Source organism: Nitrospirillum viridazoti CBAmc, assembly GCF_000730165.1.
GTDB lineage: Bacteria > Pseudomonadota > Alphaproteobacteria > Azospirillales > Azospirillaceae > Nitrospirillum > Nitrospirillum viridazoti.
This window is the reverse complement of the sequence record NZ_CP022111.1, coordinates 1051450-1075687: the sequence shown is the minus strand read 5'-3', so window position 1 is coordinate 1075687 and position 24238 is coordinate 1051450. Positions and strand designations below refer to the sequence as shown.

The following is a 24238-nucleotide window of genomic DNA, read 5'->3' as shown; positions in this document are numbered from 1 at the left end:
TTACCGCCTCTCGCTTTTCCGGGACCATCCCCATGGCCACACACGCCCGCACCGCCATCCTGAACGCCCGCCTGCTGGATCCGGACAGCCGCCTGGACCAGCGCGGTTCCTTGCTGATCGACGGCGGCAAGATCGCCGACCGCGGGCCCGGCCTGTTCCGCGACGGCGTGCCGGAGGGCATCGAGGTCATCGACGCCGACGGGGCCTGCGTCGCCCCCGGCCTGGTCGACCTGCGCGCCCAAGTGGGTGAGCCGGGGCACGAGGATAATGAGACGCTGAAGACCGCCAGCCAGGCGGCGGCTGCCGGCGGCGTCACCGCCCTGGCCTGCCTGCCCGACACCGACCCAGTCATCGACGACGTGGCGGGCCTGGAGTTCATCGCCCGTCGCGCCCGTGAGGTGAAGCTGGTCAAGGTCTTCGCCTATGCCGGCATCACCCGCGACCTGGGCGGCAAGGAACTGACCGAGATGGGCCTGCTGGCCGAGGCCGGTGCCGTAGGCTTCACCGACGGCGGCAAGGCCGTGGCCGACGCCCTGGTCATGCAGCGGGCGCTAGCCTATGCCAGCATCTGGGGCCGCCCCATCCTGCAGCACCCGCAGGAACCGCGGCTGGCCACCGGCGCCATGAATTCGGGCGAGATCGCCACCCGGCTGGGCCTGTCCGGCATTCCCGCCGTGGCCGAGGTCATCATGCTGGAGCGTGATTTGCGCCTGGTGGAGGCCACGGGCGGCCGCTATCACGCCGCTGACATTTCCACCGCCGAGTCCGTGGCCGTCATCCGCGCCGCCAAGCGCAAGGGCCTGAAGGTCACCTGCGACACCGCCCCGCCGTACTTCACCCTGACGGAGCGGGACGTCGGCGACTACCGCACCTTCTTCAAGCTGTCGCCGCCGCTGCGCACCGAGGACGACCGCCAGGCCATCGTGGAAGGGCTGGCCGATGGCACCATCGACTGCATCACCAGCGACCATCTGCCCTGGAACCAGGACGCCAAGCGCGTGCCCTTCGCCCAAGCGGCCTTCGGCTCCGTGGGGCTGGAGACTCTGCTGCCCCTGACGCTGGACCTGGTGCATAAGGGCCACATGAGCCTGCTGGACGCCCTGGCCACCGTCACGATCAAGCCGGCCGCCGTGCTGGGCCTGAACCTGGGCCGCCTGCGCACCGGTGCCGCCGCCGACCTGGTCATCTTCGATGCCGAACGGCCGTGGCGCGTGGATGCGGAGGCGCTGCACAGCAAGTCCAAGAACAGCTGCTTCGACAAGCACCCGGTACAGGGCAGGGTGCTGCGCACCCTGGTGGACGGCCGCACCGTCTTCAACCTGGCGGCCTGATGCCCATGGACACGGCGGCGCTGCCCCTGATGCCCTTGCTGCTGGCGCTGGCTGGCGGCTACCTGCTGGGCTCCATCCCCTTCGGCCTGGTGTTGGCCTACCTGGGCGGCTATGGCGACATCCGCAAGATCGGCTCCGGCAACATCGGCGCCACCAACGTGCTGCGCACGGGCAACAAGCCCCTGGCCGCCGCCACCCTGGTGCTGGACAGCGGCAAGGGCGCCATCGCCGTGGGCGTCGCTCATTGCCTGGCCATGAGCTTCCTGCCGTCCCCGGACGCACCGCACCTGGCCGCCCTGGTGGCCGGCGGGGGCGCCATGCTGGGCCATACCTTCCCGGTGTGGCTGGGCTTCAAGGGCGGCAAAGGGGTCGCGACCGCCCTGGGCGTGCTGCTGGCCACCTGCTGGCCGGTGGGCGTCATCGCCTGCCTGACCTGGTTGCTGGTCGCCGTTCTGTTCCGCATCTCCTCCTTCTCCGCCCTGGTGGCCCTGGCCTTGGCGCCGCTGGTCGCGTGGTTCCTGCCGGCGGTGTGGCCGGACGCCGCCGACTTCGGCGCCGGTGGGGCGGAAGCCATCCTGGCGCTTGCCATCGCCGTGCTGGTGTGGATTCGCCACCACGCCAATATCCGCCGCCTGCTGGCGGGGACGGAACCCCGGATCGGGCAGGGGAAAAAGAAGGAAGGCTGACCCAGCTCAGCCCCTTTGAACCTCGGGACGCCTATCCTTATGTCAAGGGTGTCCCCTTGAGGAGGAACAGTGATGAGCAAGAAGACGGATAAGGACGCCGATACCGGCAGCATCCTGGGCAACATCATCCTGGAAGAGGTGGTGGAGGCAATCGAAGAGGCGCGCTCCCCCACGCCCGACATCTTCCCGCCCATCCCGCACGAGGCGCCGCAGCCCAAAGGCACGCCCGCTGTGAACAAGCGGGAGGATGAGCAGGAATCCCCGAGGAAGCGGCCGGACGCGCCGGGGCACCACAGCCGCTAGCCTCGCGGCGTCCACACCTCAGCCCTGGCCGGCGGCCTTCAGGATCAGGCCGGCGATTTCCTGCGCGTGCGACACCAGGGTCAGGTGGCCGCCATCGACCTCGATGGTGTCCGCGTTCATGCGCTTGGCCAGGAAACGCTCCAGGTCGGGGGAGATGGTCAGGTCCTGCTTGGACACGGCATAGTAGCTGGGCTTGTCATGCCAGGCGGCGGCGGTGGTGCGGCCGGCGAAGATGCTGGCGGCCGTCGGGCCCTGTTCGGCATACAGCGCCTTGGCCTGCGCCGGGGCGACACCGTTGGCGAAATAGTCCAGGAAGCCCTTTTCCGAGATGACGGTCATGCCGTCATGGTTCTGCACCTCTGCCCGCACAGGCATGGTGGGGAACTTGGCCGACAGGGCCACGAAGTCCTCGTTGGCGTCCGGGGCGCGGGCGGCGACATAGACCAGGGCCGTGACCTTGGGGTCGGTGCCCACGTCGCTGATCACTGTACCGCCCCAGGAATGGGCCACCAGCACGGTGGGACCGTCCTGCTGCGCCAGCACCGCGCGGGTGGCAGCATCCGACTCAGCCAATGAGGTCAGCGGGTTCTGCACGGCTGTGACATGCAGTCCCTTCGCCTGCAGGATCTTTATGACCTCGTTCCAGCTGGATCCATCGGCCCAGGCGCCATGCACCAGCACGACGTTATGAACGGGGGCCGGGCCGGCTGGGGTGGTGGCCGCGGCGGCGGGCAGGGCGACGGTGGCCGCGGCCAGGGCCAGGGCGGCAACAAAGGACAGCTTGCGAAACATGGCGGGTCTCCTAGCATGGGATCGAACAGGGAGGGGAAGCGCAGCGGCTTCTTTCCTGTCTTCGGCGGCCCGGCCCCGGGCGTAACAGTGCCCGCGACTTTTTTTTGAGAATCTTTTTCGAGCCGCCCTGTAACAACCCGGCCCCCGCCGGCGAAGGATGGATATGGACCCGTTGGAAGAGCGGTGGGCGGAGGCGATGCGCGCGGAACGGCGTGGCGACACCGCCGCCTATCAGCGCTTCCTGGCCGAGGCGGCGACGCTGTTCCGGCGGGTGGTCCATAACCGCCTGGGCCGCTTCGGCCTGGGCACGGCGGAGACGGAAGACATCGTGCAGGAAATCCTGATCGGCCTGCATACCAAGCGGCACACTTGGGACCCTGGCCGGCCCCTCATGCCCTGGCTGCACGGCATCGCGCGCTACAAGTTCCTGGACGCGGCCCGCAAGCTGCGGCGGGAGGCGTCGGGCACCGCCGACCTTACCATCGACGACCTGGCCGACGCCCTGGCGGCGCCGGAGGAGGAGCGGGAGCGCGCCCTGGTGGACGTGGATCGCCACATCGCCCAGTTGCCGGCCGGCCAGCGGGGCGTGGTGCGGGCCCTGGCTGTGGAGGGGCTCTCACCCCAGGCTACGGCCCGGCGGCTGAACCTCAGCGAAGGCTCGGTCCGCGTACTGTTCCACCGCGCCCTGAAGGCCCTGTGGAATGCTGCCGATCCGCCCGTTGGGAATGAGAGAGGGAGGAAGCCATGAACCGCTCGACCGAGACCTTGATCGCGCAGCTGTCGGGGCAGGCAGGGCGCCGTTCCGGCTTGCGCATGGAGACCTTCCCTGCCGTGTTGCTCCTGGCGCTGACCCTGTCGCTGGCCATCGCCATCGCCGTGGTTCTGGCCCTGGCGGGTGTGCGGCCGGACATCGGCACGGCGGCGACGCAGGCGCCTTTCCTGTTCAAGGTGGCCGGCACCGGCGCCTTAGCGCTGGCCGGTGCCTGGTTGGTGCTGCGCTCCGCCGCCCCCGGGCGCGGGTTGCCGCGCCTGGCACCCCTACTACCCGGCTTCCTGATCATGACCTTTCGCGCGGCCACCGATCGTTCCGGCCTGTCCTATCTGGGCCTGCATACCTATTCCGCCCTGACGTGCATGAGCATCATCATCGCGGCCTCCCTGCCGGCCCTGGCCGCCCTGATCCTGCTGCTGCGCCACGGGGCACCGACCGAACCAGTGCGCGCCGCCGCCGTGGCCGGCGGCCTGGCCGGGGCCTTGGGTGCGATGGCCTACGCCCTGGCCTGCGAGAACGACGCCGGCACCTTCGTGCTGCTGTGGTACAGCGCGGCCATCGCCATCATGGCGGCGGTGGGCGCAGTGGCAGGGCGTATGGCGTTGCGGTGGTAGGGGGCCCTTGTCAAAGTCTACAGAGAGACTAATGTAAGGTAGCTGTAGCCTTACTGATGATGGGTGCCATGGCATTGGAACTGACCATTACCGCCAAGGGCCAAGTCACGCTGAAACAGGCTGTGCTTGACCATCTCGGCCTCGGCCCCGGCCAAAAGGTCGGCGTCGTTTTTCTGCCTGACGGACGTATTGAACTTCAGCCGGCTGCGTTACGTCCCAGTATTGTCCGTGCACGCGGCATGCTCCAACGGCCAGGACAGCGCGTGATTTCGCTGGAGGAAATGCAGGAGGCGATCGAGGCGGAGGCCGGTCGCGCCGTCAAAGCATGAGCGCCAAGGCGTGAAGGTCGCTATCGATACCAATGTGATGGTCCGCTATCTGACCTGGGATGACGAGGCGCAGGCCCAAAAGGCGGCAGTCGTCATCGAAGGTGCGGAAACACTGATCATTCCCCTACAGGTATTGTGCGAGACGGTATGGGTTCTGAGACGGCTTTATCGGTATGGCGATCACGAAATCGCAGCAGCCCTACGGACGGTGACCGAGGCTAGGAATGTCCAGGTGAACCGACCTGCACTGGAAACCGGCCTCTCATTGCTGAGCCAAGGTGGTGATTTTGCCGATGGTGTCATCTTGGCGGAAGCCGATGCAGCGCGCGCCGACACGCTGATGACATTCGACCGGACATTCGCGTCGCTATCGAAAGCGACTTTATTATAGAACTCACGCTGTCTAGACTTCAGCCCCCATCCACTCCACCAGCGCCTGGTTCACCGCCGCCGGCTGTTCCAGGGTGGAGGCGTGGCCGCACTGGGGTACGACCACCAGCCGGGCGCCGGGGATGGTGGCGGCCATGTCATGAGACCGCTCCGGCGGCATCAGGGGGTCGCTATCCCCCACCAGCACCAGGGTGGGCACATGGATGGTAGGCAGGGTGGGGCGGCTGTCGGGGCGGCCGATGATGGCCGCCGTCTGGCGCGCCAACCCCTCCACCCCGACCGTCAGGCCCATGCGCAGGTTCACCGCCGCCAGGTCCGCATCATCCCGGCGGTCGGGATGATGCATGGCGGACATAGCATGGCGCAGCACGGTGGCGAACTTGGCCTTGCGCGCCAGGGCGACAAAGGTCCGGCGCTGCTCTGACTGCTCCGGTGTATCGGGCAGCGCCTGGGTGCTGATCAGCGCCAGCTTCACCACCCGTTCCGGCGCCTGGCGCATGATCTCCAGGGCGACGTAGCCGCCCATGGACAGGCCCGCCAAGGCAAAGCGGGGCGGGGCCTGGGCCAGGATGGCCGCCGCCATGTCCGCCATCGTCTCCCCCGTCAAGGTGTTGGCCACGGTGACGGGGCCGTGCGGCCATAGCGCCGCGACCTGCGGGGCGAACACCTCGGCCGTACACAGCAGGCCGGGGATCAGGACGATGGGCGTCATGCCCCCTTCACCTTGCGCTTCTTGGGCGCCACGGCTTCCACGGCCGGCGGCACCTCCGACAGGTAGGGCTTCAGGTAATGGCCGGTGTGGCTTTCCGGCACCGTGGCCACATGTTCCGGCGTGCCCTCCGCCACGATGCGGCCGCCGCCGGCGCCGCCCTCGGGGCCCATGTCGATGATCCAGTCGGCGGTCTTGATGACCTCCAGATTGTGCTCGATCACCAGCACGGTATTGCCCTGGTCCACCAGGGCGTGCAGCACCTCCAGCAGCTTGCGCACGTCCTCGAAGTGCAGGCCGGTCGTAGGTTCGTCCAGGATGTACAGGGTGCGGCCGGTGGCGCGGCGGGACAATTCCTTCGCCAGCTTCACGCGCTGGGCCTCACCGCCCGACAGGGTCGTCGCCGCCTGGCCGACATGGATATAGCCCAGCCCGACCTCGTTCAGCGTTTCCATGCGGTCACGGATCGCGGGGACGGCCTGGAAGAAGCCGGCGGCCTCCTCTACCGTCATGTCCAGCACGTCGGCGATGCTCTTGTCCTTGTACAGGACCTCCAGCGTCTCGCGGTTGTAGCGCTTGCCGTGACAGACGTCGCAGGTGACGTAGACGTCGGGCAGGAAATGCATTTCGATCTTGATGACGCCGTCGCCCTGGCAGGCCTCGCAGCGGCCGCCCTTGACGTTGAAGCTGAAGCGGCCCGCGCCATAACCCCGGGCCTTGGCCTCCGGCAACCCCGCGAACCAGTCACGGATGGGCGTGAAGGCGCCGGTGTATGTCGCGGGATTGGACCGCGGCGTGCGGCCGATGGGCGACTGGTCGATGTCGATGATCTTGTCCAGGTGCTGCAGGCCCAGGATGTCATCGTGCGCGCCCGGATGCTCGCGCGCGCCGTTCAGGCGCTTGGCCAGGGCCTTGTACAGCGTCTCGACGATCAGGGTGGACTTGCCGCCGCCGGACACGCCGGTGACGCACGTGAAGGTGCCCAGGGGGATGCGGGCATGCACGTCCTTCAGGTTGTTGGAGCGCGCGCCGATGACCTCCAGGAACTGGCCCTTGTGGCCGGCGCGGCGGCGATCCGGCAGGGCGATGCGGCGGCGGCCCGTCAGGTAGTCGCCGGTGACGCTGGCCGGGTTGGCCATGACCTCCGCCGGGGTGCCGGCCGCCACCACCGTGCCGCCATGGACGCCAGCGCCCGGCCCCATGTCGACCAGATAGTCGGCGGTGCGGATGGCGTCCTCGTCATGCTCCACCACCAGCACGGTGTTGCCGAGATCCCGCAGGCGCTTCAGCGTGGCCAGCAGGCGATCGTTGTCGCGCTGATGCAGGCCGATGGACGGCTCGTCCAGCACATACAGCACGCCGGTCAGGCCGCTGCCGATCTGGGAGGCCAGGCGGATACGCTGGCTTTCGCCGCCCGACAGGGTGCCGGAGGCGCGGTCCATGGCCAGGTATTCCAGGCCAACGTTGTTCAGGAAGCCCAGCCGCTCGTTGATCTCTTTCAGGATGCGGCCGGCGATGTCCTTCTGCTTCTGGGTCAGGTGGGCGTCCAGGCCCATGAACCAGGCGCCCGCCTCCTGGATGGACATGCGGCTGACCTGGGCCACGTTCAGGCCGTTGATCTTGACGGCCAGGGCCTCCGGCTTCAGGCGCGCGCCGCCGCAGGCCTCGCAAGGCTGGGCCGACTGGTACTTGGAAAGCTCCTCCCGCATGAAGTTGCTTTCCGTTTCCTTCCAGCGGCGCTCCAGATTGCGCACCACGCCCTCAAAGGCCTTGTTGGTCTCGTAGGAGCGCAGGCCGTCGTCATAGCGCAGGGTCACCGGCTTGCCGCCGGAGCCGAACAGGATGAGGTTCTTCAAATCTTCCGGCAGGTCGCTCCAGGGCGTGTCCATGCGGGCGTTGTGGTGCCGCGCCAGGCTTTCCAGGGTTTGGGCGTAGTATTGGGAGGTGGAGCCCGCCCAGGGGGCGATGGCGCCGTCCTTCAGCGACAGGCGCGTGTCCGGCACCACCAATTCGGGGTCGAAATACAGCTTCTGCCCCAGGCCGTCGCAGGCGGGGCAGGCGCCGAAGGGATTGTTGAAGGAGAACAGTCGCGGCTCGATCTCTTCAATCGTGAAGCCGCTGACCGGGCAGGCGAACTTGGCGGAGAAGACGGTGCGCTCGCCCCCGTCCGCGTTCTCTGCGAACACCAGGCCGTCGGCCAGTTCCAACGCCGTCTCAATCGAATCCGCCAGGCGGTTGCCTAAGCCTTCCTTCACGACGATGCGGTCGACCACCACCTCGATGTCGTGCTTCAGCTTCTTGTCCAGGGCCGGCGCCTCGTCGATCTCCATCATCTCGCCGTTGATCTTGACGCGCTGGAAGCCGCGCTTGCGCAGTTCCTGAAGCTCTTTCTTGTACTCACCCTTGCGGCCGCGCACGACGGGGGCCAGCAGGTAGAGGCGCGTGCCCTCGGGCATGGCCATGATGCGGTCCACCATCTGGCTGACCGTCTGGCTTTCGATGGGCAGGCCGGTGGCGGGGGAATAGGGGATGCCGACCCGCGCGTAGAGCAGACGCATATAGTCGTAAATCTCCGTCACCGTGCCGACGGTGGAGCGGGGATTACGGCTGGTCGTCTTCTGCTCGATGGAGATGGCGGGGGACAGCCCCTCGATGCTGTCCATATCCGGCTTCTGCATCAGCTCCAGGAACTGGCGCGCATAGGCCGACAGGCTTTCCACGTAACGCCGCTGCCCCTCGGCGTAGATGGTGTCGAAGGCCAGCGATGATTTGCCCGACCCCGACAGGCCGGTGATGACCACCAGCTTGTCACGCGGCAAATCCACGTCGACGTTCTTCAGATTGTGTTCCCGCGCGCCGCGGACGCTGATATATTTGTTCATGGTATGTTCTGAATAATCGATCGGGGCAGGCGCTGGCAAGGGGAATACGCTAGTAAGGCGCCTTCCCACCGGCCAGCCGGCGACAGCGCCTTAATATGGGGATGCCTGTGTCAAAAGGCGACAGCAGGATGCACCCCCTCAACGACGATTTCGTCACACGGGGGCAGGGTGCCCCAAAAGGACGTCCTGATCGATATTTTGGGTATACCGGGGGCCCGTACCACCATCGCTGTGGCATTGCACATGAACGGCGGTGTAGGCTCTCCCCATCAACGGCGGGGCGTTTTTCGCCCTCTTTTGGATTCAGGACGGATCGGACATGGCTGGCAGCGTCAACAAAGTCATCCTCATCGGCAACCTGGGCAAGGAGCCCGAGGTCAGGTCCATGCAGAACGGCGGCAAGGTGTGCAACCTGCGCATCGCCACCTCTGAAACGTGGAAGGACCGCAACAGTGGGGAGCGGCAGGAACGCACCCAGTGGCACCAGGTGGTGATCTTCAATGAGGCGCTGATCGGCGTGGCCGAGCGCTTCCTGAAGAAGGGCTCCAAGGTCTACATCGAGGGCCAGCTGGAAACCCGCAAGTGGACCGACCAGTCCGGCCAGGAGAAGTACACGACCGAGGTGGTGCTGCGTCCCTTCCGCGGGGAGCTGACCATGCTCGAAGGCCGTGACGGCGGTGGCGGCGGGGGTGGCTACGAGTCGGGCGGTGACTTCGGTGGCGGCGGCTCCAGCTACGGCGGCGGGTCCTCCGGTGGCGGTGGCTACGGTGGGGGTGGTTCCTCCTCCGGCGGCGGTTCGCGCGGTGGCTTTGGCGGCGGTGGCGGCAAGCCGGCCGACGACCTGGACGACGAAATCCCGTTCTGACATTCAGACGATAAGAGCCGAGGGCCGCGGTGACGCGGCCCTTTCGCCAGGGCACTACGGCATCAGGACGTGCGGCCCCGCCCCCGGCTGCTGTTGCTCGTCGTCGCCGTGCCGGCGGTGCTTTCGGAGCGATCACCCTGCGGTCCCCGCTGGCCGCTGCCGGCCGCGTCCCAGTCTCCCTTGGACCCGCTGGCGCCCCCGGTGCCGCCGGTCTTGGGCGGGGCGTCATGGCCGGCGATCGGCCCCTCCATCCCACGCGACTTCTTGGTCGCGGCGTGGCCGGTCATGGCCCACTCATCCTTCAGGCGCTGCGTGTCGCTGGCCTCGCGCACATCGTGCTTTTTGTCCGCCGCGCCGCGCTGGTCCGGTTGCGCGGCCTGTTGGTGGGCGTGGTCGTGGTGATGCTGGGGCATGCTCTCCTCCGGCGTTCGTCGTGCGGTTCATCTGCTGCGGCCGGGTTGCCCGGCACCTTCTTAAGGCTCGGGAGCGGACATTCGTTCCGCCGGTCGCTTCGGCGCCAGCTTGGGATTGGACATGGGCCATCTTCGCTTTCGGGGGATTGCCGCCGACCGGCCCGGGAATGGTAGGCTGGCCGCCAACAAGTAACGGCGGCGCTGGCCTTGTAGCGTCGGCGCCCGGCATAGCGAGATTGAGACCATGCGCACGCTGAAGGTCGCCCTGCACCAGATGAACTACACCACGGGCGATTTCCGGGGGAATTTCGAGCGGACCAAGGCTAGCATCCTGGGCCAGCCCGACGCCGACCTGCATGTCTTGCCGGAATGCGCCGTCGCCAACTATGCCGCCGGCGACTACTTGCTGGAGGCCGACTACCAGCAGGCCATCGTCCACTGGACAGAGCAGTACCGCCTGCTGTCGGAAGAGGCCGGCACCACCATCGCCGTAGGCACCCCCCTGCGCGGCAAGGTGCAGGGGCGCAAGATGGGCAACGGCCTGGTGGTGTTCGAGCGGGGCCGCGCGGTGCTGAGCCAGTTCAAGACCCACCTACCCAACTATGACGTTTTCGACGACGTGCGCTGGTTCGAGGCGCGGGGGGAACAGACGGGCGCCGATGCCGAAATGGGCGTGCTGCGGTTTCAGGCCGCCGGCGGCCCCGTCACCCTGGGCTTCTGCATCTGCGAGGACATCTGGTTCGACGACGTTACCCATGACCTGAGGCAGATGGGCGCGGAGGTCATCGTCTCCCTCAACGCCAGTCCCTACGCCATCGCCAAGGGCAATTTCCGCCGCCGCCTGTTCGCCCAGCGCATCCAGGAAACGGGCCTGCCCCTGGTCTACGTCAACCAGGTGGGTGGCAATGACGAGCTGGTGTGGGAAGGCTGTTCCGCCATCATGGATCCGGCTGGCGCCATCCATGAGATGGCGATCGGCGGGGAAGGGGGCGCCACCGTGACCCTGGCCGACGAGGGCCAGGGCTTCCGCCTGACCGAAACGCAGGCGCCCGTCCAACTGACCGACCCGCAGGAGCGCTATCTGATCGTCGGCCTGGGCCTGCGCGACTACATCGAGAAGAACGGTTTCCAGGACGTGGTCTTCGGCCTGTCCGGCGGCGCCGATTCCACCCTGGTGGCGGCCCTGGCGGCCGACGTGTTCGGCCCGGCCAAGGTCAACGCCGTCATGATGCCGTCGCCCTACACCAGTTCCGGTTCCAACACCCGGGCGGCGGAATTCGCGGCCGGCGTGGGCGCGGGCTTCAGCGCCATCAGCCTGCCCATCACCGTGGAATATGAGGCCGGGCTGGCCAAGTTCCGCAACGCCTTCGGCCGCGACATGGGCAGCCTGGCGGATGAGAACCTGCAGGCGCAGATCCGGGGCAACACCTTGTCCGCCATCTCCAACGACCATGGCCGCCGCGCCATCCTGGGCACCAGCAACAAGAGCGAAATCCTGATGGGATACGGCACGCTCTACGGCGACATGCGCGGCGCCTTCAACCCGCTGAAGGACCTGTACAAGGCCATCGATGTCTTCCCCATCCTGGAGATGCGCCTGGCCCAGGCGCAAAACCCGGACCCGCTGTTCGCCCGCATCTGGGAAGGGGCCTTCGGCAAACCGCTGGAGGCCTATGACGCCAAGGCCCAGGCCGCCCTGCGCGCCGTCATCGATGTGGAGCCCAGCGCCGAGCTGAAGCACAACCAGCGCGACACCGACAGCCTGCCCCCCTATCCCCGCCTGGATGCGGTGTTGTGGGAGATGGAGGACGCCAAAGAGCGCCAGACCGACGTGGAGATCGCGGCAAAGCTGGGGGAGCCGCTGGAATTCGTGCGGGACATCCGCCGCCGCGTCCGCCGGGCGGAGTTCAAGCGCTTCCAGTCGCCACCTGGCCCCAAGGTGCACCGCAAGTCGCCCACCACCAAGGACCGGCGGTTCCCCCTGACGGCGCGCTTCACAGGCTGATCGCAGACCCGTGACCTTTCTGTAGCGGGCCCATCGCGCCGGTGCGGCCAACCCGCTACCGCAGTAGGATGCAACCTGTTGGTGCGGAAACAGGCCTGCAGGCTGGTCTCGAATGCGTCGATCGTTTCCAGCGTGGTCCGCCGCGACGCTTGCCGTCCTTGCCCTGGTTCCTGGCCAGGCTTCGGCCCAGCAGACGCCACAGACACCGGATGCCGGCAGTATCCTGCGCGACACCGAACGCACCACCCCGCGCCTGACGGCGCCGCCCGCGCCCCTGCGCCCGGTGGTGCCGGAGGCGCCGCCCTCGGAGCGCCCGGCCCAAGGGCCCACCGTCCACGTCACCGCCTTCCACATCACGGCCACGCTGTTTCCGGAGGCGGAGTTGCAGGCGGTGTTGGCGCCTTTCCGTGATCGCGACCTGACCTTGGGGGAATTGCAGTCGGCCGCCGCCGCCGTCAGCGCTTATTACCGCCAGCACGGCTATCTGGCGCGCGCCTACCTGCCCCGGCAGGAAATCCGCGACGGTGTCGTCACCATCGCCGTGCAGGAAAGCCGACTGGGCCGGGTGGTGGTCGATCCCAGCAGCGACACGCGCCTGGACGCCGACACCGCCGCCGGCTACCTGCTGGACCGCCAAGCCATGGGCGAGGCCCTGCGCCTGGACGCGCTGGAGGGGGGTGTCGCGGTGCTGAACGCGCTGCCAGGCATCACGGCCACGGCGACGGCGGAGGCGGGGCAGGCTGCCGACCAGACCGACATCCGCCTGAAGCTGACCGAGGGGCCGCTGTTCAGTGGCGTCGCCCTGGTGGACAACCAGGCGCAGCGGGCCAGCGGCGGGTGGCGCGGCATCGCCGTGCTGTCGGCCAATGACCTGGCAGGCATCGGTGATCAGACCGTCCTCACCGGCGTGCGTAGCCTGGGCAGTACCTATGGTCGCTTGGCCGCCACCCTGCCCGTGGGCTATTCAGGCCTGCGCCTGGGCGTCAATGGCAGCGCTTTCGACTATCGCGTCGCCCATGACTTCAACGCCGGCACGCCTGACGGGTGGGGCGCCACCGGCGGGGCCGCGGCCACCCTGCCACTGTGGCGGACGGAGGATACGGCCCTGGACGGCCGTCTGGTCTATGAGCATCGCCGTTTGGTCAACCGCACGGCGGAGATCGTGACGGGCATCACCGTCATCGATGCCGCCACCCTGGGCGTGAGCGGGGTGGCGCGCGACGGCTGGGATGGCGTCGACCAGGTGGATGGGACCCTGACCGCCGGCAATGTCGACCTGGGTGGCGTGCCGGAGAACCAGGCGGTGGACGATGCCTCCGCCCGCACCCAGGGCGGTTACGCCAAGCTGGCCCTGACCCTCAGCCACGCCCAGCCCTTGGGTGAGGGGGTGGAGTTGGTGGCGCGGCTGGCCGGCCAGTGGGCCAGCAGCAACTTGGACAGCTCCGAACGGCTGGCCCTGGGCGGCCCCGACGCCATCCGCGCCTATCCCGTGAACGAGGGGCAGGGGGCGGAGGGGGCCTTGGGCACGCTGGAGCTGCGCTGGCGCCCCGTGGACAGCCTGCGCCTGGCGGCCTTCTGGGATGGCGGGTGGATCCGGCAGTTCGTCAGCCCCTGGGCAGGCTGGAACCGGGGCACCGACCTGCCCAACGACTATGGCCTGCAAGGCATCGGCGTCGCCGTCAGCTGGCGGCCGGTGGACTCCCTGACGCTCGATGCGACGCTGGCCCATGTGGTGGGCGACAACCCCGGCCGGATCGCGGGGACCGACAGCGACGGCTTGCGCCGCCACACCCGCGCCTGGGTGCGGGTGACGGGTAGCTTCTGACGGGCCGCCAGGGCATCGCAAGCCGGACGCCCGGCAGCCGTGCGCCGCTCGTGGGTTGCGGCGGCGCGCCCGGCGCGGTAGGCAAGGAGGACGCCCGGACGGCCGGCCGTTGGGCGATGATAAAGCCACCAGAGCGCGCCCGTCATGGCCCAGTCCGAGATCCCCGTGCCGCCGGAACTGTCGGCGGCGGTGACGCCCCTGCCGCCCCTGGATGAGGCGGCGGTGGAGAAGGCCTGTCCCGGCTTGCCGCCCCGGGCCCCCAATGAGCGCCTGTTGCCCCGCATCCTGGTCCATGCCCGCGACCTGGTGCTGCTGGCCACGCCCCTGATGCTGACCCGCATCGGCCAGCTGTTCATGCAGACGGTCGACACCGCCATGGTCGGGCGCTACAGCGCGGAGGAACTGGCCTACTTCAGCCTGGGCGGCACCCCGGTGGGCACAGCCTTCGCCACCGTGGTCGGCCTGATGATGGGCACCATCATCCTGGTGGCCCAGGCGGTGGGGGCGGGGCGCCCGCGTGACGCCGGCGCGGTCTGGCGCCGCTCGCTGCCCTACGCCCTGCTGATCGGCAGTGTCGTCGCCCTCGGCTGCCAGTTCGGCGAGGCCTTCTTCCTGCTGACGGGGCAGGAGCCTGGGATCGCCCATGGGGCGGCGCCTGTCATCGCCATCCTGGGCCTGGGCATGCCGGCGGCGGTGCTGCAGATCAGCACCTCCTTCTTCCTGGAGGGCATCAAGCGGCCATTCCCGGCCATGGTTTCCATGATCGTGGCCAACCTGTTGAACTTCGCCCTGGATTACACCCTGGTGTTCGGCCATTTCGGCATGCCGGCGCTGGGGGCGGTGGGGTCCGCCATCGCCACCACCACCATACGCTGGCTGACGGCACTGGGCCTGATCCTGTATGTATGGACCATGCGCGACCATGCCCATTACGGCGTGCGCGGATCCTTCCTGGAATGGCGGGAGGGGCGGCCGCACCGCCACCTGGGGTATGCCGCGGGCCTCAGCCAGGGTGCGGAATCCACCGCCTTCGGCACCATGGGCATCTTCGCCGGCTGGCTGGGCGCCTTGGGCCTGGGGGCCTATGCCGTGGGGCTGAACCTGCTGGCCCTTATCTTCATGGCGGCCTTGGGCCTGGCCTCGGCCACCGCGGTGCAGGTGGGGCAGGCGCATGGTGCCGGCAACCGGCGAGAGGCCACGCTGGCCGGGTGGACGGGCCTGGCCCTCACGGCCCTGATCATGGTCGTCGTCGGCGTGGTGCTGTCGTCGGTGCCGGAGGGCATCGCGACCCTCTACGCCAGCGATCCCGACCTCATCCGTGTGCTGGTGCCTGCCATCGCCTTCATGGCCTGGATCGTGGTGGCCGACGGCGGCCAGACGGTCATGGCCAGCGCGCTGCGCGGCCAGGGCGACAGCTGGATCCCCACCGCCCTGCATTTCTTTAGCTATTACGGCGTCATGATCCCCACGGCGGCTTATGCGGCCTTCCACCTGGGGCATGGCATCATGGGCATCTTCGAGGGCATCCTGGTGGCCAGCATCGTGGCGGTCACGGTGCTGATGGTCCGGTTCCACCTGCTGTCGCGGCGCTGAGCCGCATCTGTTATCCTCGCGGCTTAGGAAACCAAGGCCGCGGGTCATGACGGAACTGACGGTACAGGCGCTGCTGGACACGGCCACGGCGCGCATCCGCGACGTGGCCTGCGCCGGCACCTGCCGGCATCGCAGCGTGGAGGAGTGCGCCGGCGCCACCACCCTGGTCTTTCCCTATCGCGGCATCTACGTCCGCCACCTGGGCCGGGATGAGGCGGTGGCCGAGGCCAACCAGGTGCTGTTCTTCAACAAGGGCGATGAATACAGCGTCAGCCATCCGGTGACGGGCGGCGACGCCTGCCTGTCCATCGCCGTAGATGACGCGCTGTTGCAGGAACTGGCGCCGCGCGAGCATGTGCGCGACCAGGCCGACCTGGCCTTCCGTCACCAGCGTCTGCGCATCGACCCGCGCGGCCAGGTGCTGGCCGCCCTGCTGCGCCACAGCCTGGCCCAGGGTACGGCCGAGACGCTGGAGGCGGAGGCGCTGACCCTGACCCTGATCCGCCGGGCGCTGGGGGAGCGGACCTCGCACGCGCCCCAGGCCAGCGTCGGCCATCGGAAACTGGTGGACCGGGCCAAGCTGGCGCTGAGCGGCGACCTCACCCGCCGCTGGACCCTGGCGGAGATCGCGGGCGAGGTGGGCGTCTCCCCCGTCTACCTCACCCAGGTGTTCCAGCAGGTGGAAGCGGTGCCCCTCTATCGCTATCAATTGCGCCTGCGTCTGGCCCGGGCGCTGGATCTGCTGGGCGAATACGACGACATCACCACACTCAGCATGGACTTGGGCTTCTCCAGCCACAGCCATTTCAGCGCCGCCTTCCGCCAGGCCTATGGCCGCACCCCGGCGGAATTCCAACGCTCCGTCCGCGCCCGGTAAGTCGCTAAAGATTCCGACAGCGGCGGGGGCGGGCGAAATGGTCTCTTTCCCCTGGGCCGGAACGGCCGGCCTTGAGTGACCGGAGGAGAACCACCATGAGCGAGAAGACCTGCGCCGCCTGCGATTACCCGCTGGATGAAAACGCCATCAGCGTGACCATCGGCGGCCGCACCGTGGAGGCCTGCTGCCAGGAATGCGCCGACAAGCTGCGCGAGGCCCAGGCCGCGGCTGGCGGCGGCGACTGAACCGGCGGCGGCGGCAAAAAGGGCGGGGTCTCGCGGCTCCGCCCTTTTTTACGCCTCAGCGTCGTGGAAAGCCGAAGCTGAGGCTGGAAAAGACGGTTTCGAAATCCGTCTCCGCCGTGGGCGGCTGCGGCTTGGTCCAGATGACGTTCAGCAGCCAATCGCCGGCATCGGGCAGGGGGAAGCGGGCGCGGCCGTCGCCGTCGGTGCGGTGGGTTTCCAGCGGCTCCGCGTCATGGGCCAGGTCCGTCAGCTTGACCAGGGCGCCCGCCAGGGGCCGGCCCTCATAACAAATCCGCACCGGCAGGTCGGCCGGCCGGGGCAGGGCGTAGGGATCAACCTCCGGCACGATCTCCAGCGTCAAGCCCAGGGGACGAGTCACCGGCGCGCTGCTGCCGCCGGATCCCACCCGCACCAGCACCTTGGCCCGGCGGCTGTAATTCTCCGCCCCGTCGGCGTCCATGCGATGGCCGGCGCGGCGCAGTTCGAGGGCGGGCGTGAGCCCCTCCACGGTCAGGTAGTCGTTGAAGCGCAGGGCGGGCAAGTGACTCTGCGCCCTATCGTCCGTCTCCAGTACCAGGACATGGGTGCCGGGGGCGGTGAGGCGGACGGCGCCGTCCTCATCGGCCTCGCCGGGGTGCAGGGCGGCGCGCAGGTCGGATGCCGTCCCATCTGGCGCCACGTCCTGGAAGCGGACAATGCGGCGCACGGGCAAGGGGGAGCGTTGGCGGTAGGGGCCGTGCCCCACCTGCAAGGTCAGGGGCAGGAGGGCGCCGGGGGCGGGATGGAAGCTCTGCGGCTGCAGCCAGAAGTCATGGGCCGACGCGGGCAGGGCCACCAGCATCGCCAGCAAGGCTAGCGTTCTCATCATTGCGCACCTCATTCCAGATGATCCGGCAGATAGCCGGGCGTCACCGGCAGACAGGCCAGGGTGACCGCCAGCACGGCCACGGCGACCAGCCAGCTGGACATGACCCGCACGGCGGGGAAGGACAGGTGGCCCAGGGCCCAGGCGGCGGCCGGCAGCAGGGCCAGGGCGGGCAAGGCCGCCAGCAGATCCAGCGGCGCGCCCGTCACGGCGGCGAGCGCGCCGGACCACAGGCCGGCATTGACCGACAGGCCCCAGGCCAGCGGCCGATCGGTGCGGCAAACCAGGCCGCCGGCCGCGGTCACCGCCACGCTGATCCAGCAGCCGACGAACACCCCGTCATGCCAAGGGGGTGGGAGGGTGGCCGCAACACCTGCCGCCAGGGCCAACAGCCCCAGGCAAAGCCTCCAGGCGCGCCGGGGGGCGGAGGCCAGGGACAAGGCCAGCGCCGCGTAAAGCAGCAGCAGGGGCGGCAGCGCGCTTCTCATGGCAACACCGCGCGGGTGAGGAAGCCCAGGCCCAACAGGGCGATGGCCCCGCCCAGCCCCCGAGTCACGCGCATCTCGCCAGGCCGGCTGTTCAAATGGCCGATGGCGACGCCCGCCAGATGCAGCAGGCCGGTGGCCAGGACGAAGCCGGCGCTGTACCCGGCCGGATCGGCGGCCGACGGCAGCTCCCGTCCATGGGCGTAACCGTGGAACAGGGCGAAGACGGCCACCAGCGCCAGGGCCAGCCAGACCGGCGCCTTGATCCCGCCGGCGACGCAGCCGCCCAGCACGAGGACGGAGCAGGCGATGCCCAGCTCCATCGGCGGCAGGGGCACCCCCACCATGCCGGAAATGGCGCCCACCACCATCATGGCAGGGAACAGGATGGGCAGGGCCAGCAGCAGGGGATTGCCCAGAACGGCGCCCCACAGGCCCACCGCCACCATGGCCAGCAGATGGTCCAGGCCGCTGAAGGGATGCAGGAATCCCGGTCCGAATCCACCTGGCAGGCCGGTGCCGCTGTGCGCCGCCGCCGGGTGGCTGACGGCCAGCGCGGCGGCGATAAGGATCCAGCACCTCATGACGGCGGCACCTCCGGCGCCAGCAGGAAGGGGAAGATCGTGTTGGACGGCGGGTACTCATCCCGCGTCAGGCCGTCGGCCACACCGGCGGCGGTGCCGTTCACCAGGAAGGAGCGATAGATGTTCGAGGCGTCGTAGGTCAGCGTCCGGCCGCCACAATCGGACCGCAGCGCCCGTTCGTCCGACAGGGCCGCCAGCTCCACGGCGAACATCTGCGTGCAGATGCCGGTGGCGCTGTTCACCCACAGCCTGTCATCGGCGAGCGTCGCCGCCAGGCGGTGATAGCGCCGCGCCGGCGACGCCTTGGCATCGGCCAGCCACTGGTTGCCGCACCGGCCGTCGAAGCTGTCGTAATAGGCCAGGCCCCTGGCGATCTCCGCCTCGAAGCGGGCGCCGTCGGCGGGGGTGGCGGCGTTGTACGCTTCCTTCCACCGGTCGCCCTCCTCATCGGAACGCAACTGGCCCAGCAGGGCATTGCCGGTCAGCGGCCGGCCGGCACGGTCCACTTGGCCTTTGGCCCCCGTGGTGGCCGCCCAGACGGCCAGTAGCGGGCCACCCTGGTTCACCGCGTCCACGTCCACCGACGCCACGATGGCCATGGGCGTCCAGCCGGCCAGCAGGTTCTTGGCCGGGCCGCCGTCGGTGTGGCGCCACTTGTCCAGAATCTCGGCCGAGGTGGCGGCGTCGAAGGCGGGACAGCCGGCCTTGTCCTTGACCACGCCCCGGGGCCAAGGCCGCCTCCGCCACCTGATAGGCCTGGCGGGTGCCGCGCACGTTGTTGAAGAAGGGGTCGTCGCGCAGGCCGGCGTACAGGCGGAAGCGATGGTGTTCGCTCCATAGCCCCTCCGTCGAGTTGGCATCGCCCTGGACGCGGTCAATGCCGCCCAGGCGGCAATCCGCCTGCTGCGGGCCGGGGAAGCGGCAGGTCAGGTCCATGCTTCTTCCCGAGACGCTTCCGGGTTTGCTGAAGCGGCGGGCGCTGTCGATGTGGAAGGTGTAGTCCAGCCGGTCGGACAGGCTGTGCCCGACGATGGTCATCACCAGGTTCAGCTGGCGCCCGTCCGGGCTCATCCAGGCGTAGAGGTCACCGATATCGGCGCGCGGGTCGGCGATGACGGCGGGCGTGTCCAGGTGATCGGACGCGAGGGCAGGCCCGCTGAGGGGCGGCAGCCCAAGGGGCAACAGGGCCGCCAGCAGCGGGATGAGGTGCCTGAACGGGCGCATGATGGGCTTTCCAGCTTGTCTCCAGATGGGCGGAAGCAAGCCGGAAAGCCGATGGGCGCGCTGTCGGATTCTTTAGCGACTTTCAGCGGGGCAGCAGCAATTCCACCTGCGTGCCCTGCGGGTCTCGGACATAGAGCGAAAGGGTGGGACCATGGCGGTTGTCGCCCACCCGCTCTTCGATGATGTCCAGGCCATGGGCCGCCAGATGGCCGCGCACCGCCGCCTCGTCACAGGGGGCCAGCGCGATGCACAAATGGTCCAGGTTGCGGCCCGGCCCCGACGGCGGCTGGGCCCAAGCCCCCTCCGGCACCGTCACGTCCACCAGGAACAGGTCGGCGTCGCCCACCCGCAGCCGCACCAGCGCGTCCTCCGGCCATTCCGCCGTCACCGGGCATCCCAGGACATCGCGGTAGAAGGCCAGGCTGGCCGCCATGTCGGTGACGGGCAGGGCCAGATGGTCGAAGCCACGCGGGGTGAAGGGCGGAGTCATGGGTCGAGGCCCTGGGCGAGGGGAAAGCGCCCGCGCACTGTAGCGCTGGGGTGGGGGCTGCGGAACCCCGCAGCCGAGTCGCGCGCGTACGCGGGTACCCTAGAGATACGCGGCGTGCCGGTTTCATTGTTCGCATGCGCGAATGATGCTAGAAAAGCGGCCGATCCCCATCGCCTGCGGGCGGCTGTGCAGCCACCCGTGAGGCTTGGTTTTCCTTGCTTTTGGATTCTGGTTTGGTCACGACTCCGACGCCCCCCGCGGCCCCCCCCGCCAGCGACATCACCCCCATCGCCATCGAAGAGGAGATGCGCAGCAGCTATCTCGATTACGCCATGAGCGTGATCGTGAGCCGCGCGCTTCCCGACGTGCGGGACGGCCTGAAGCCGGTGCACCGCCGCATCCTCTACGCGATGAAGGAAAGCGGCTACGACAGCACCAAGCCGTACCGCAAATCGGCCAAGGCGGTCGGCGACGTCATGGGTAACTACCACCCCCATGGCGACAGCTCGATCTATGAGGCCATGGTCCGCATGGCGCAGGATTTCTCCATGCGCCTGCCGCTGATCGACGGCCAGGGCAACTTCGGCTCCATGGACGGCGACCGCGCCGCGGCCATGCGATACACCGAGGCCCGACTGGCCAAGTCGGCCGAGGCGATGCTGGACGATATCGACAAGGACACGATCGACTGGCAGAAGAACTACGACGAGTCGAAGGATGAGCCGACCGTCCTGCCGTCGCGCTTCCCCAATCTGCTGGTCAACGGCGCCGGCGGCATCGCCGTGGGCATGGCCACCAACATCCCGCCCCATAACCTGGGCGAGGTGATCGACGCCTGCTGTGCCTATGTCGACAACCCGGACATCACCATTCCGGAGCTGATGGAGATCGTCCCCGGTCCGGACTTCCCCACCGGCGCTCTGATCCTGGGCCGCGCCGGCATCCGCTCCGCGTTCGAGACGGGCCGCGGCTCCGTCGTCATGCGCGCCAAGAGCGAGATTGAGGAGATCCGCAAGGACCGCTGGGCCATCGTCTTCACCGAGATCCCCTACCAGGTGAACAAGGCCAAGCTGATCGAGCGCATCGCCGAGGTGGTGCAGGAGAAGCTGGTCGAGGGCATCTCCGACGTTCGTGACGAGTCCGACCGCGACGGCGTGCGCGTGGTGGTGGAGCTGAAGCGCGACGCCGTGGCCGACGTGGTGATGAACCAGCTGTTCCGCCACACGCCGCTGCAGACCTCCTTCGGCGTCAACACCCTGGCCCTGAACGGCGGCCGGCCGGAGCTGATGAACCTGAAGGACATCATCGCGGCCTTCGTGAAGTTCCGCGAGCAGGTCATCACCCGCCGTACCGAGTTCGAGCTGGGCAAGGCCCGCGAGCGCGCCCACACCTTGGTGGGCCTGGGCGTGGCCGTGGCCAACCTGGACGAGATGATCGCCCTGATCCGCCGCGCGCCCGACCCGCAGTCGGCGCGCGAGGAGATGGTGGCCCGCGAATGGCCGGCCCTCGACGTGGCGCCGCTGATTACCCTGATCGATGAGCCGGGCCGCGGCCTGTCGGAGGCCGGGACCTACCGCCTGTCGGAAGCCCAGGCCAAGGCCATCCTGGAACTGCGCCTGCACCGCCTGACCGGGCTGGAGCGTGACAAGATCGGCGCCGACCTGACGGCGGTGGTGGAGCAGATCCGCCACTTCCTGGAAATCCTGTCCTCCCGTCCGCTGCTGCTGGACATCCTGCGCAACGAGCTGGTGGAGGTGAAGGCGCGTTTCGACACGCCCCGCCGCACCAAGATCGAGGATCTGGAGTTCGAGGCGGACATCGAGGACCTGATCCAGCGCGAGGACATGGTCGTCATCGTCACCCAGGGCGGCTACATCAAGCGCGTGCCGGTCTCCACATACCGGGCGCAGGCACGTGGCGGCAAGGGCCGCAGCGGCATGCAGCTGAAGGCGGAGGACACGGTCAGCGACCTGTTCGTCGCCAACACCCACACGCCCATGCTGCTCTTCACCAACCGCGGCATGGTCTACAAGCTGAAGGTCTGGCGTCTGCCGCTGGGCCAGCCGCAGACCCGGGGCAAGGCCCTGGTGAACCTGCTGCCGCTGGAGGAAGGCGAGGTCATCACCACCGTGATGCCCATGCCGGAGGACGAGGCCAGCTGGGGTGACCTGAACGTGCTGTTCGTCACCAGCCACGGCAACGTGCGGCGCAACAAGCTGTCGGATTTCACCAACATCCGCGCCAATGGCCTGATCGCCATGAAGCTGGAGGAAGAGGGTGAATTGCTGATCGCCGCGCGCACCTGCGGCGAGGCGGACGACGTGCTGTTGGCCACGCGCCTGGGCCGCTGCATCCGTTTCCCGGTGGTGGACGTCCGCGTCTTCGCCGGCCGCACCTCCACCGGCGTGCGCGGCATCCGCCTGGCCGAGGGGGATGAGGTCATCGGCCTGTCCATCCTGCACCACACCGAGTACACGGCGGAGGACCGCGCCGCCTACCTGAAGCAGGCCAGTGCCGAACGCCGCCAGCAGGGTGAGGAGGTCGAAGAGGCCGCCGACGTGGACCCCGAGGTCACCGGCGATGTCGGTACCCTGTCGTCTGACGTCTATGCCGAGATGAAGGCGCGCGAGGAATTCCTGCTGACCGTGTCGGTCCAGGGCTTCGGCAAGCGCACCTCGGCCTATGAGTACCGCCTCACCGGACGTGGCGGCCAGGGCATCTGGAACATGGACATGGGGGCCCGCAACAAGGCCATCGCCGCCGTGTTCCCCATCGCCGAAACCGACCAGGTGATGATGGTCAGCAACGGCGGCCAAGTCATCCGTATGCCAGTGCACGACGTGCGCATCACCGCGCGCAAGAGCAAGGGTGTGACCCTGTTCCGCCTGTCGACGGATGAGGGCGTGGTGTCGGTGGCGCGGCTGGCCGACGATGGTACCGAGGACGGCGGGGCGGACGACGCCACGCCAGGTGAAACCGGCCCGGTCGCGGGTCCGGCCCCTGATGGTTCAAACGAGGGAACCGGCGGCTGAGGAACAGGGGTTCGAATCCCCCCAGGGGTTCGAACCCGCCTTGGGAAACGCCGGCGGAGGGAGCTGACACGATGGGTGAATGGGATCAGCGGGGGCGGGGATGAGCGAGCGTCGCATCGGGGTTTATCCCGGCACCTTCGACCCCATCACCAATGGGCATTTCGACATCATCCAGCGCGCGGCCAAGCTGGTCGACCACCTGATCATCGGCGTGGCCAGCAACGCCGGCAAGGGGCCGCTGTTCTCCACGGCGGAGCGCGTGGCCCTGGTGCAGGATGAATTGGGGCCGCTGGCCGCCAAGGGCATCTCGGTCGAGGTACGGCCCTTCGACACCCTGCTGATGAATTTCGCCGTGGGCTGCCAGGCTCAGGTGATTATCCGCGGCCTGCGCGCCGTCTCGGACTTCGAGTACGAGTTCCAGATGGCCGGCATGAATGCGCGCCTCAACCCGCAGGTTGAGACCGTGTTCCTGATGGCGTCGGATCGGCACCAGTTCATCTCCTCCCGCTTTGTGAAGGAGATTGGACGGTTGGGCGGCGACATCGCCCACTTCGTCAGCCCGCGCGTGGCCCATCGCCTGGCCGAGCGTTTCGCCCAGGACGCCCGCCAAGGGGTGGGCGGGGGTGTCGAGCCCGCCACCGGCGGCGCCGGCGAATAAGCCCCAGGACGGTTGCGGCAGGGGCCCTATGCACCGTTGATGTGCCAGGCCCCGCCGCTTTCCATTGACCTCGCCCATACCCGTCATTATGGTGCGCGCCACACCGGGACGGGGCCATGGCCCCCGTCTTCGTTCGCGGAAAACCCAGGCGTTTTCCCCGCGGTCGATCCCGTAGCTCAGCCGGTAGAGCACGTGACTTTTAATCATGGGGTCGTGGGTTCGAATCCCACCGGGATCACCACTTTTTCAATAGCTCAGCTATGTTTCCG

At 68.4% G+C, this 24238-nt stretch carries 24 protein-coding genes and 1 tRNA gene; 16 read left to right on the top strand and 9 right to left on the bottom strand.

Features of this window, described 5'->3' with window-relative positions; translation table 11 throughout:
* Nucleotides 1-32 precede the first annotated feature (32 nt).
* From pyrC to Y958_RS18070, 3 genes are all read left to right on the top strand, one after another.
* Nucleotides 33-1331 (top strand): dihydroorotase, encoded by a 1299-nt coding sequence (gene pyrC, locus Y958_RS18080; protein WP_088873357.1) that lies wholly within the window; start codon nucleotides 33-35, stop codon nucleotides 1329-1331.
* A complete protein-coding gene (plsY, locus tag Y958_RS18075) occupies nucleotides 1331-2017 on the top strand; it encodes a glycerol-3-phosphate 1-O-acyltransferase PlsY (RefSeq protein ID WP_244909448.1) in 687 nt (228 codons plus the stop codon). The genes pyrC and plsY overlap by 1 nt, the downstream gene beginning before the upstream one ends.
* A 72-nt stretch (nucleotides 2018-2089) precedes the next feature.
* Complete coding sequence (locus tag Y958_RS18070) at nucleotides 2090-2320, top strand: hypothetical protein (protein ID WP_088873356.1); 231 nt, start codon at nucleotides 2090-2092, stop codon at nucleotides 2318-2320.
* An 18-nt stretch (nucleotides 2321-2338) separates the two neighbouring features.
* Here Y958_RS18070 and Y958_RS18065 read toward each other — a convergent pair whose 3' ends face one another.
* Nucleotides 2339-3112 (bottom strand): alpha/beta hydrolase, encoded by a 774-nt coding sequence (locus tag Y958_RS18065; protein ID WP_088873355.1) that lies wholly within the window; start codon nucleotides 3110-3112, stop codon nucleotides 2339-2341.
* A 163-nt stretch (nucleotides 3113-3275) separates the two neighbouring features.
* Between Y958_RS18065 and Y958_RS18060 the strand changes: the two genes are divergently transcribed.
* The 4 genes from Y958_RS18060 (at nucleotide 3276) to Y958_RS18045 (ending at nucleotide 5218) form a co-directional block, all read left to right on the top strand.
* On the top strand, nucleotides 3276-3860 hold the full coding sequence (locus tag Y958_RS18060; RefSeq protein ID WP_088873354.1) for a sigma-70 family RNA polymerase sigma factor: 585 nt from the start codon (nucleotides 3276-3278) through the stop codon (nucleotides 3858-3860).
* On the top strand, nucleotides 3857-4498 hold the full coding sequence (locus Y958_RS18055) for an NrsF family protein (RefSeq protein WP_088873353.1): 642 nt from the start codon (nucleotides 3857-3859) through the stop codon (nucleotides 4496-4498). Before Y958_RS18060 ends, Y958_RS18055 begins: the two co-directional genes overlap by 4 nt.
* A 68-nt stretch (nucleotides 4499-4566) precedes the next feature.
* Nucleotides 4567-4827, top strand: coding sequence for an AbrB/MazE/SpoVT family DNA-binding domain-containing protein (locus tag Y958_RS18050; RefSeq protein WP_211098603.1), 261 nt, complete (start codon nucleotides 4567-4569; stop codon nucleotides 4825-4827).
* A 10-nt stretch (nucleotides 4828-4837) separates the two neighbouring features.
* The gene (locus tag Y958_RS18045; RefSeq protein ID WP_088873351.1) at nucleotides 4838-5218 is read left to right on the top strand and encodes a type II toxin-antitoxin system VapC family toxin; all 381 of its coding nucleotides are present in this window, start codon (nucleotides 4838-4840) and stop codon (nucleotides 5216-5218) included.
* 12 nt (nucleotides 5219-5230) lie between these two features.
* On the opposite strand, the gene Y958_RS18040 is transcribed toward Y958_RS18045, so the two are convergent.
* A complete protein-coding gene (locus tag Y958_RS18040) occupies nucleotides 5231-5929 on the bottom strand; it encodes an alpha/beta fold hydrolase (protein WP_088873350.1) in 699 nt (232 codons plus the stop codon).
* On the bottom strand, nucleotides 5926-8808 hold the full coding sequence (gene uvrA, locus Y958_RS18035) for an excinuclease ABC subunit UvrA (protein ID WP_088873349.1): 2883 nt from the start codon (nucleotides 8806-8808) through the stop codon (nucleotides 5926-5928). Before uvrA ends, Y958_RS18040 begins: the two co-directional genes overlap by 4 nt.
* A 319-nt stretch (nucleotides 8809-9127) precedes the next feature.
* On the opposite strand from uvrA, the gene ssb reads away from it, so the two are divergent.
* A complete protein-coding gene (gene ssb, locus Y958_RS18030) occupies nucleotides 9128-9673 on the top strand; it encodes a single-stranded DNA-binding protein (RefSeq protein WP_088873348.1) in 546 nt (181 codons plus the stop codon).
* 62 nt (nucleotides 9674-9735) lie between these two features.
* Here the strand turns inward: ssb and Y958_RS18025 are convergent, their stop codons facing one another.
* Nucleotides 9736-10086 (bottom strand): hypothetical protein, encoded by a 351-nt coding sequence (locus Y958_RS18025; RefSeq protein ID WP_088873347.1) that lies wholly within the window; start codon nucleotides 10084-10086, stop codon nucleotides 9736-9738.
* 244 nt (nucleotides 10087-10330) lie between these two features.
* Here Y958_RS18025 and nadE point away from each other — a divergent pair, with 244 nt between their 5' ends.
* The 5 genes from nadE (at nucleotide 10331) to Y958_RS32020 (ending at nucleotide 16631) form a co-directional block, all read left to right on the top strand.
* Nucleotides 10331-12091, top strand: a complete 1761-nt coding sequence (nadE, locus tag Y958_RS18020) for an NAD(+) synthase (protein WP_088873346.1) — start codon at nucleotides 10331-10333, stop codon at nucleotides 12089-12091.
* Between the two features lie 112 nt (nucleotides 12092-12203).
* On the top strand, nucleotides 12204-13916 hold the full coding sequence (locus tag Y958_RS18015) for a ShlB/FhaC/HecB family hemolysin secretion/activation protein (RefSeq protein WP_088873345.1): 1713 nt from the start codon (nucleotides 12204-12206) through the stop codon (nucleotides 13914-13916).
* Nucleotides 13917-14060: 144 nt separating this feature from the next.
* The gene (locus Y958_RS18010) at nucleotides 14061-15509 is read left to right on the top strand and encodes an MATE family efflux transporter (RefSeq protein ID WP_088873344.1); all 1449 of its coding nucleotides are present in this window, start codon (nucleotides 14061-14063) and stop codon (nucleotides 15507-15509) included.
* Between the two features lie 46 nt (nucleotides 15510-15555).
* Nucleotides 15556-16386: a helix-turn-helix transcriptional regulator gene (locus Y958_RS18005; RefSeq protein ID WP_088873343.1), complete on the top strand. Its 831-nt coding sequence runs from the start codon at nucleotides 15556-15558 to the stop codon at nucleotides 16384-16386.
* A gap of 95 nt (nucleotides 16387-16481) precedes the next feature.
* On the top strand, nucleotides 16482-16631 hold the full coding sequence (locus Y958_RS32020; RefSeq protein ID WP_186291334.1) for a hypothetical protein: 150 nt from the start codon (nucleotides 16482-16484) through the stop codon (nucleotides 16629-16631).
* A gap of 55 nt (nucleotides 16632-16686) precedes the next feature.
* On the opposite strand, the gene Y958_RS18000 is transcribed toward Y958_RS32020, so the two are convergent.
* The 5 genes from Y958_RS18000 to Y958_RS17980 all read right to left on the bottom strand — a co-directional run bounded on the left by Y958_RS18000 (nucleotide 16687) and on the right by Y958_RS17980 (nucleotide 20279).
* Nucleotides 16687-17499, bottom strand: coding sequence for a DUF4198 domain-containing protein (locus Y958_RS18000; RefSeq protein WP_211098602.1), 813 nt, complete (start codon nucleotides 17497-17499; stop codon nucleotides 16687-16689).
* A gap of 8 nt (nucleotides 17500-17507) precedes the next feature.
* A complete protein-coding gene (locus Y958_RS17995; RefSeq protein WP_088873342.1) occupies nucleotides 17508-17984 on the bottom strand; it encodes a hypothetical protein in 477 nt (158 codons plus the stop codon).
* Nucleotides 17981-18565, bottom strand: a complete 585-nt coding sequence (locus tag Y958_RS17990; RefSeq protein WP_088873341.1) for a HupE/UreJ family protein — start codon at nucleotides 18563-18565, stop codon at nucleotides 17981-17983. Before Y958_RS17990 ends, Y958_RS17995 begins: the two co-directional genes overlap by 4 nt.
* The gene (locus tag Y958_RS17985) at nucleotides 18562-19284 is read right to left on the bottom strand and encodes a hypothetical protein (RefSeq protein WP_088873340.1); all 723 of its coding nucleotides are present in this window, start codon (nucleotides 19282-19284) and stop codon (nucleotides 18562-18564) included. Before Y958_RS17985 ends, Y958_RS17990 begins: the two co-directional genes overlap by 4 nt.
* Nucleotides 19285-19871: 587 nt before the next feature.
* A complete protein-coding gene (locus tag Y958_RS17980; protein WP_088873339.1) occupies nucleotides 19872-20279 on the bottom strand; it encodes a VOC family protein in 408 nt (135 codons plus the stop codon).
* 233 nt (nucleotides 20280-20512) lie between these two features.
* Between Y958_RS17980 and gyrA the strand changes: the two genes are divergently transcribed.
* The 3 genes from gyrA to Y958_RS17965 all read left to right on the top strand — a co-directional run bounded on the left by gyrA (nucleotide 20513) and on the right by Y958_RS17965 (nucleotide 24210).
* Nucleotides 20513-23311 (top strand): DNA gyrase subunit A, encoded by a 2799-nt coding sequence (gene gyrA / locus Y958_RS17975; protein ID WP_088873338.1) that lies wholly within the window; start codon nucleotides 20513-20515, stop codon nucleotides 23309-23311.
* 100 nt (nucleotides 23312-23411) lie between these two features.
* Entirely contained in the window at nucleotides 23412-23969 is a 558-nt protein-coding gene (gene coaD, locus Y958_RS17970; protein WP_088873337.1) for a pantetheine-phosphate adenylyltransferase, read from the top strand.
* Between the two features lie 165 nt (nucleotides 23970-24134).
* A tRNA-Lys gene (locus Y958_RS17965) sits at nucleotides 24135-24210 on the top strand.
* The last annotated feature ends 28 nt before the right edge of the window (nucleotides 24211-24238 follow it).

Coding starts and splice junctions, on each gene's coding strand:
- plsY (WP_244909448.1), top strand. CDS start 1,331: ATGCCCATGGACACGGCGGCGCTGCCCCTGATGCCCTTGCTGCTGGCG.
- Y958_RS18005 (WP_088873343.1), top strand. CDS start 15,556: ATGACGGAACTGACGGTACAGGCGCTGCTGGACACGGCCACGGCGCGC.
- Y958_RS17980 (WP_088873339.1), bottom strand. CDS start 20,279: ATGACTCCGCCCTTCACCCCGCGTGGCTTCGACCATCTGGCCCTGCCC.
- Y958_RS18065 (WP_088873355.1), bottom strand. CDS start 3,112: ATGTTTCGCAAGCTGTCCTTTGTTGCCGCCCTGGCCCTGGCCGCGGCC.
- Y958_RS18040 (WP_088873350.1), bottom strand. CDS start 5,929: ATGACGCCCATCGTCCTGATCCCCGGCCTGCTGTGTACGGCCGAGGTG.
- Y958_RS32020 (WP_186291334.1), top strand. CDS start 16,482: ATGAGCGAGAAGACCTGCGCCGCCTGCGATTACCCGCTGGATGAAAAC.
- Y958_RS17990 (WP_088873341.1), bottom strand. CDS start 18,565: ATGAGGTGCTGGATCCTTATCGCCGCCGCGCTGGCCGTCAGCCACCCG.
- Y958_RS18060 (WP_088873354.1), top strand. CDS start 3,276: ATGGACCCGTTGGAAGAGCGGTGGGCGGAGGCGATGCGCGCGGAACGG.
- coaD (WP_088873337.1), top strand. CDS start 23,412: ATGAGCGAGCGTCGCATCGGGGTTTATCCCGGCACCTTCGACCCCATC.
- Y958_RS18025 (WP_088873347.1), bottom strand. CDS start 10,086: ATGCCCCAGCATCACCACGACCACGCCCACCAACAGGCCGCGCAACCG.
- Y958_RS18015 (WP_088873345.1), top strand. CDS start 12,204: ATGCGTCGATCGTTTCCAGCGTGGTCCGCCGCGACGCTTGCCGTCCTT.
- pyrC (WP_088873357.1), top strand. CDS start 33: ATGGCCACACACGCCCGCACCGCCATCCTGAACGCCCGCCTGCTGGAT.
- Y958_RS17995 (WP_088873342.1), bottom strand. CDS start 17,984: ATGAGAAGCGCGCTGCCGCCCCTGCTGCTGCTTTACGCGGCGCTGGCC.
- Y958_RS18055 (WP_088873353.1), top strand. CDS start 3,857: ATGAACCGCTCGACCGAGACCTTGATCGCGCAGCTGTCGGGGCAGGCA.
- Y958_RS18010 (WP_088873344.1), top strand. CDS start 14,061: ATGGCCCAGTCCGAGATCCCCGTGCCGCCGGAACTGTCGGCGGCGGTG.
- uvrA (WP_088873349.1), bottom strand. CDS start 8,808: ATGAACAAATATATCAGCGTCCGCGGCGCGCGGGAACACAATCTGAAG.
- Y958_RS18000 (WP_211098602.1), bottom strand. CDS start 17,499: ATGATGAGAACGCTAGCCTTGCTGGCGATGCTGGTGGCCCTGCCCGCG.
- ssb (WP_088873348.1), top strand. CDS start 9,128: ATGGCTGGCAGCGTCAACAAAGTCATCCTCATCGGCAACCTGGGCAAG.
- Y958_RS18070 (WP_088873356.1), top strand. CDS start 2,090: ATGAGCAAGAAGACGGATAAGGACGCCGATACCGGCAGCATCCTGGGC.
- nadE (WP_088873346.1), top strand. CDS start 10,331: ATGCGCACGCTGAAGGTCGCCCTGCACCAGATGAACTACACCACGGGC.
- Y958_RS18050 (WP_211098603.1), top strand. CDS start 4,567: ATGGCATTGGAACTGACCATTACCGCCAAGGGCCAAGTCACGCTGAAA.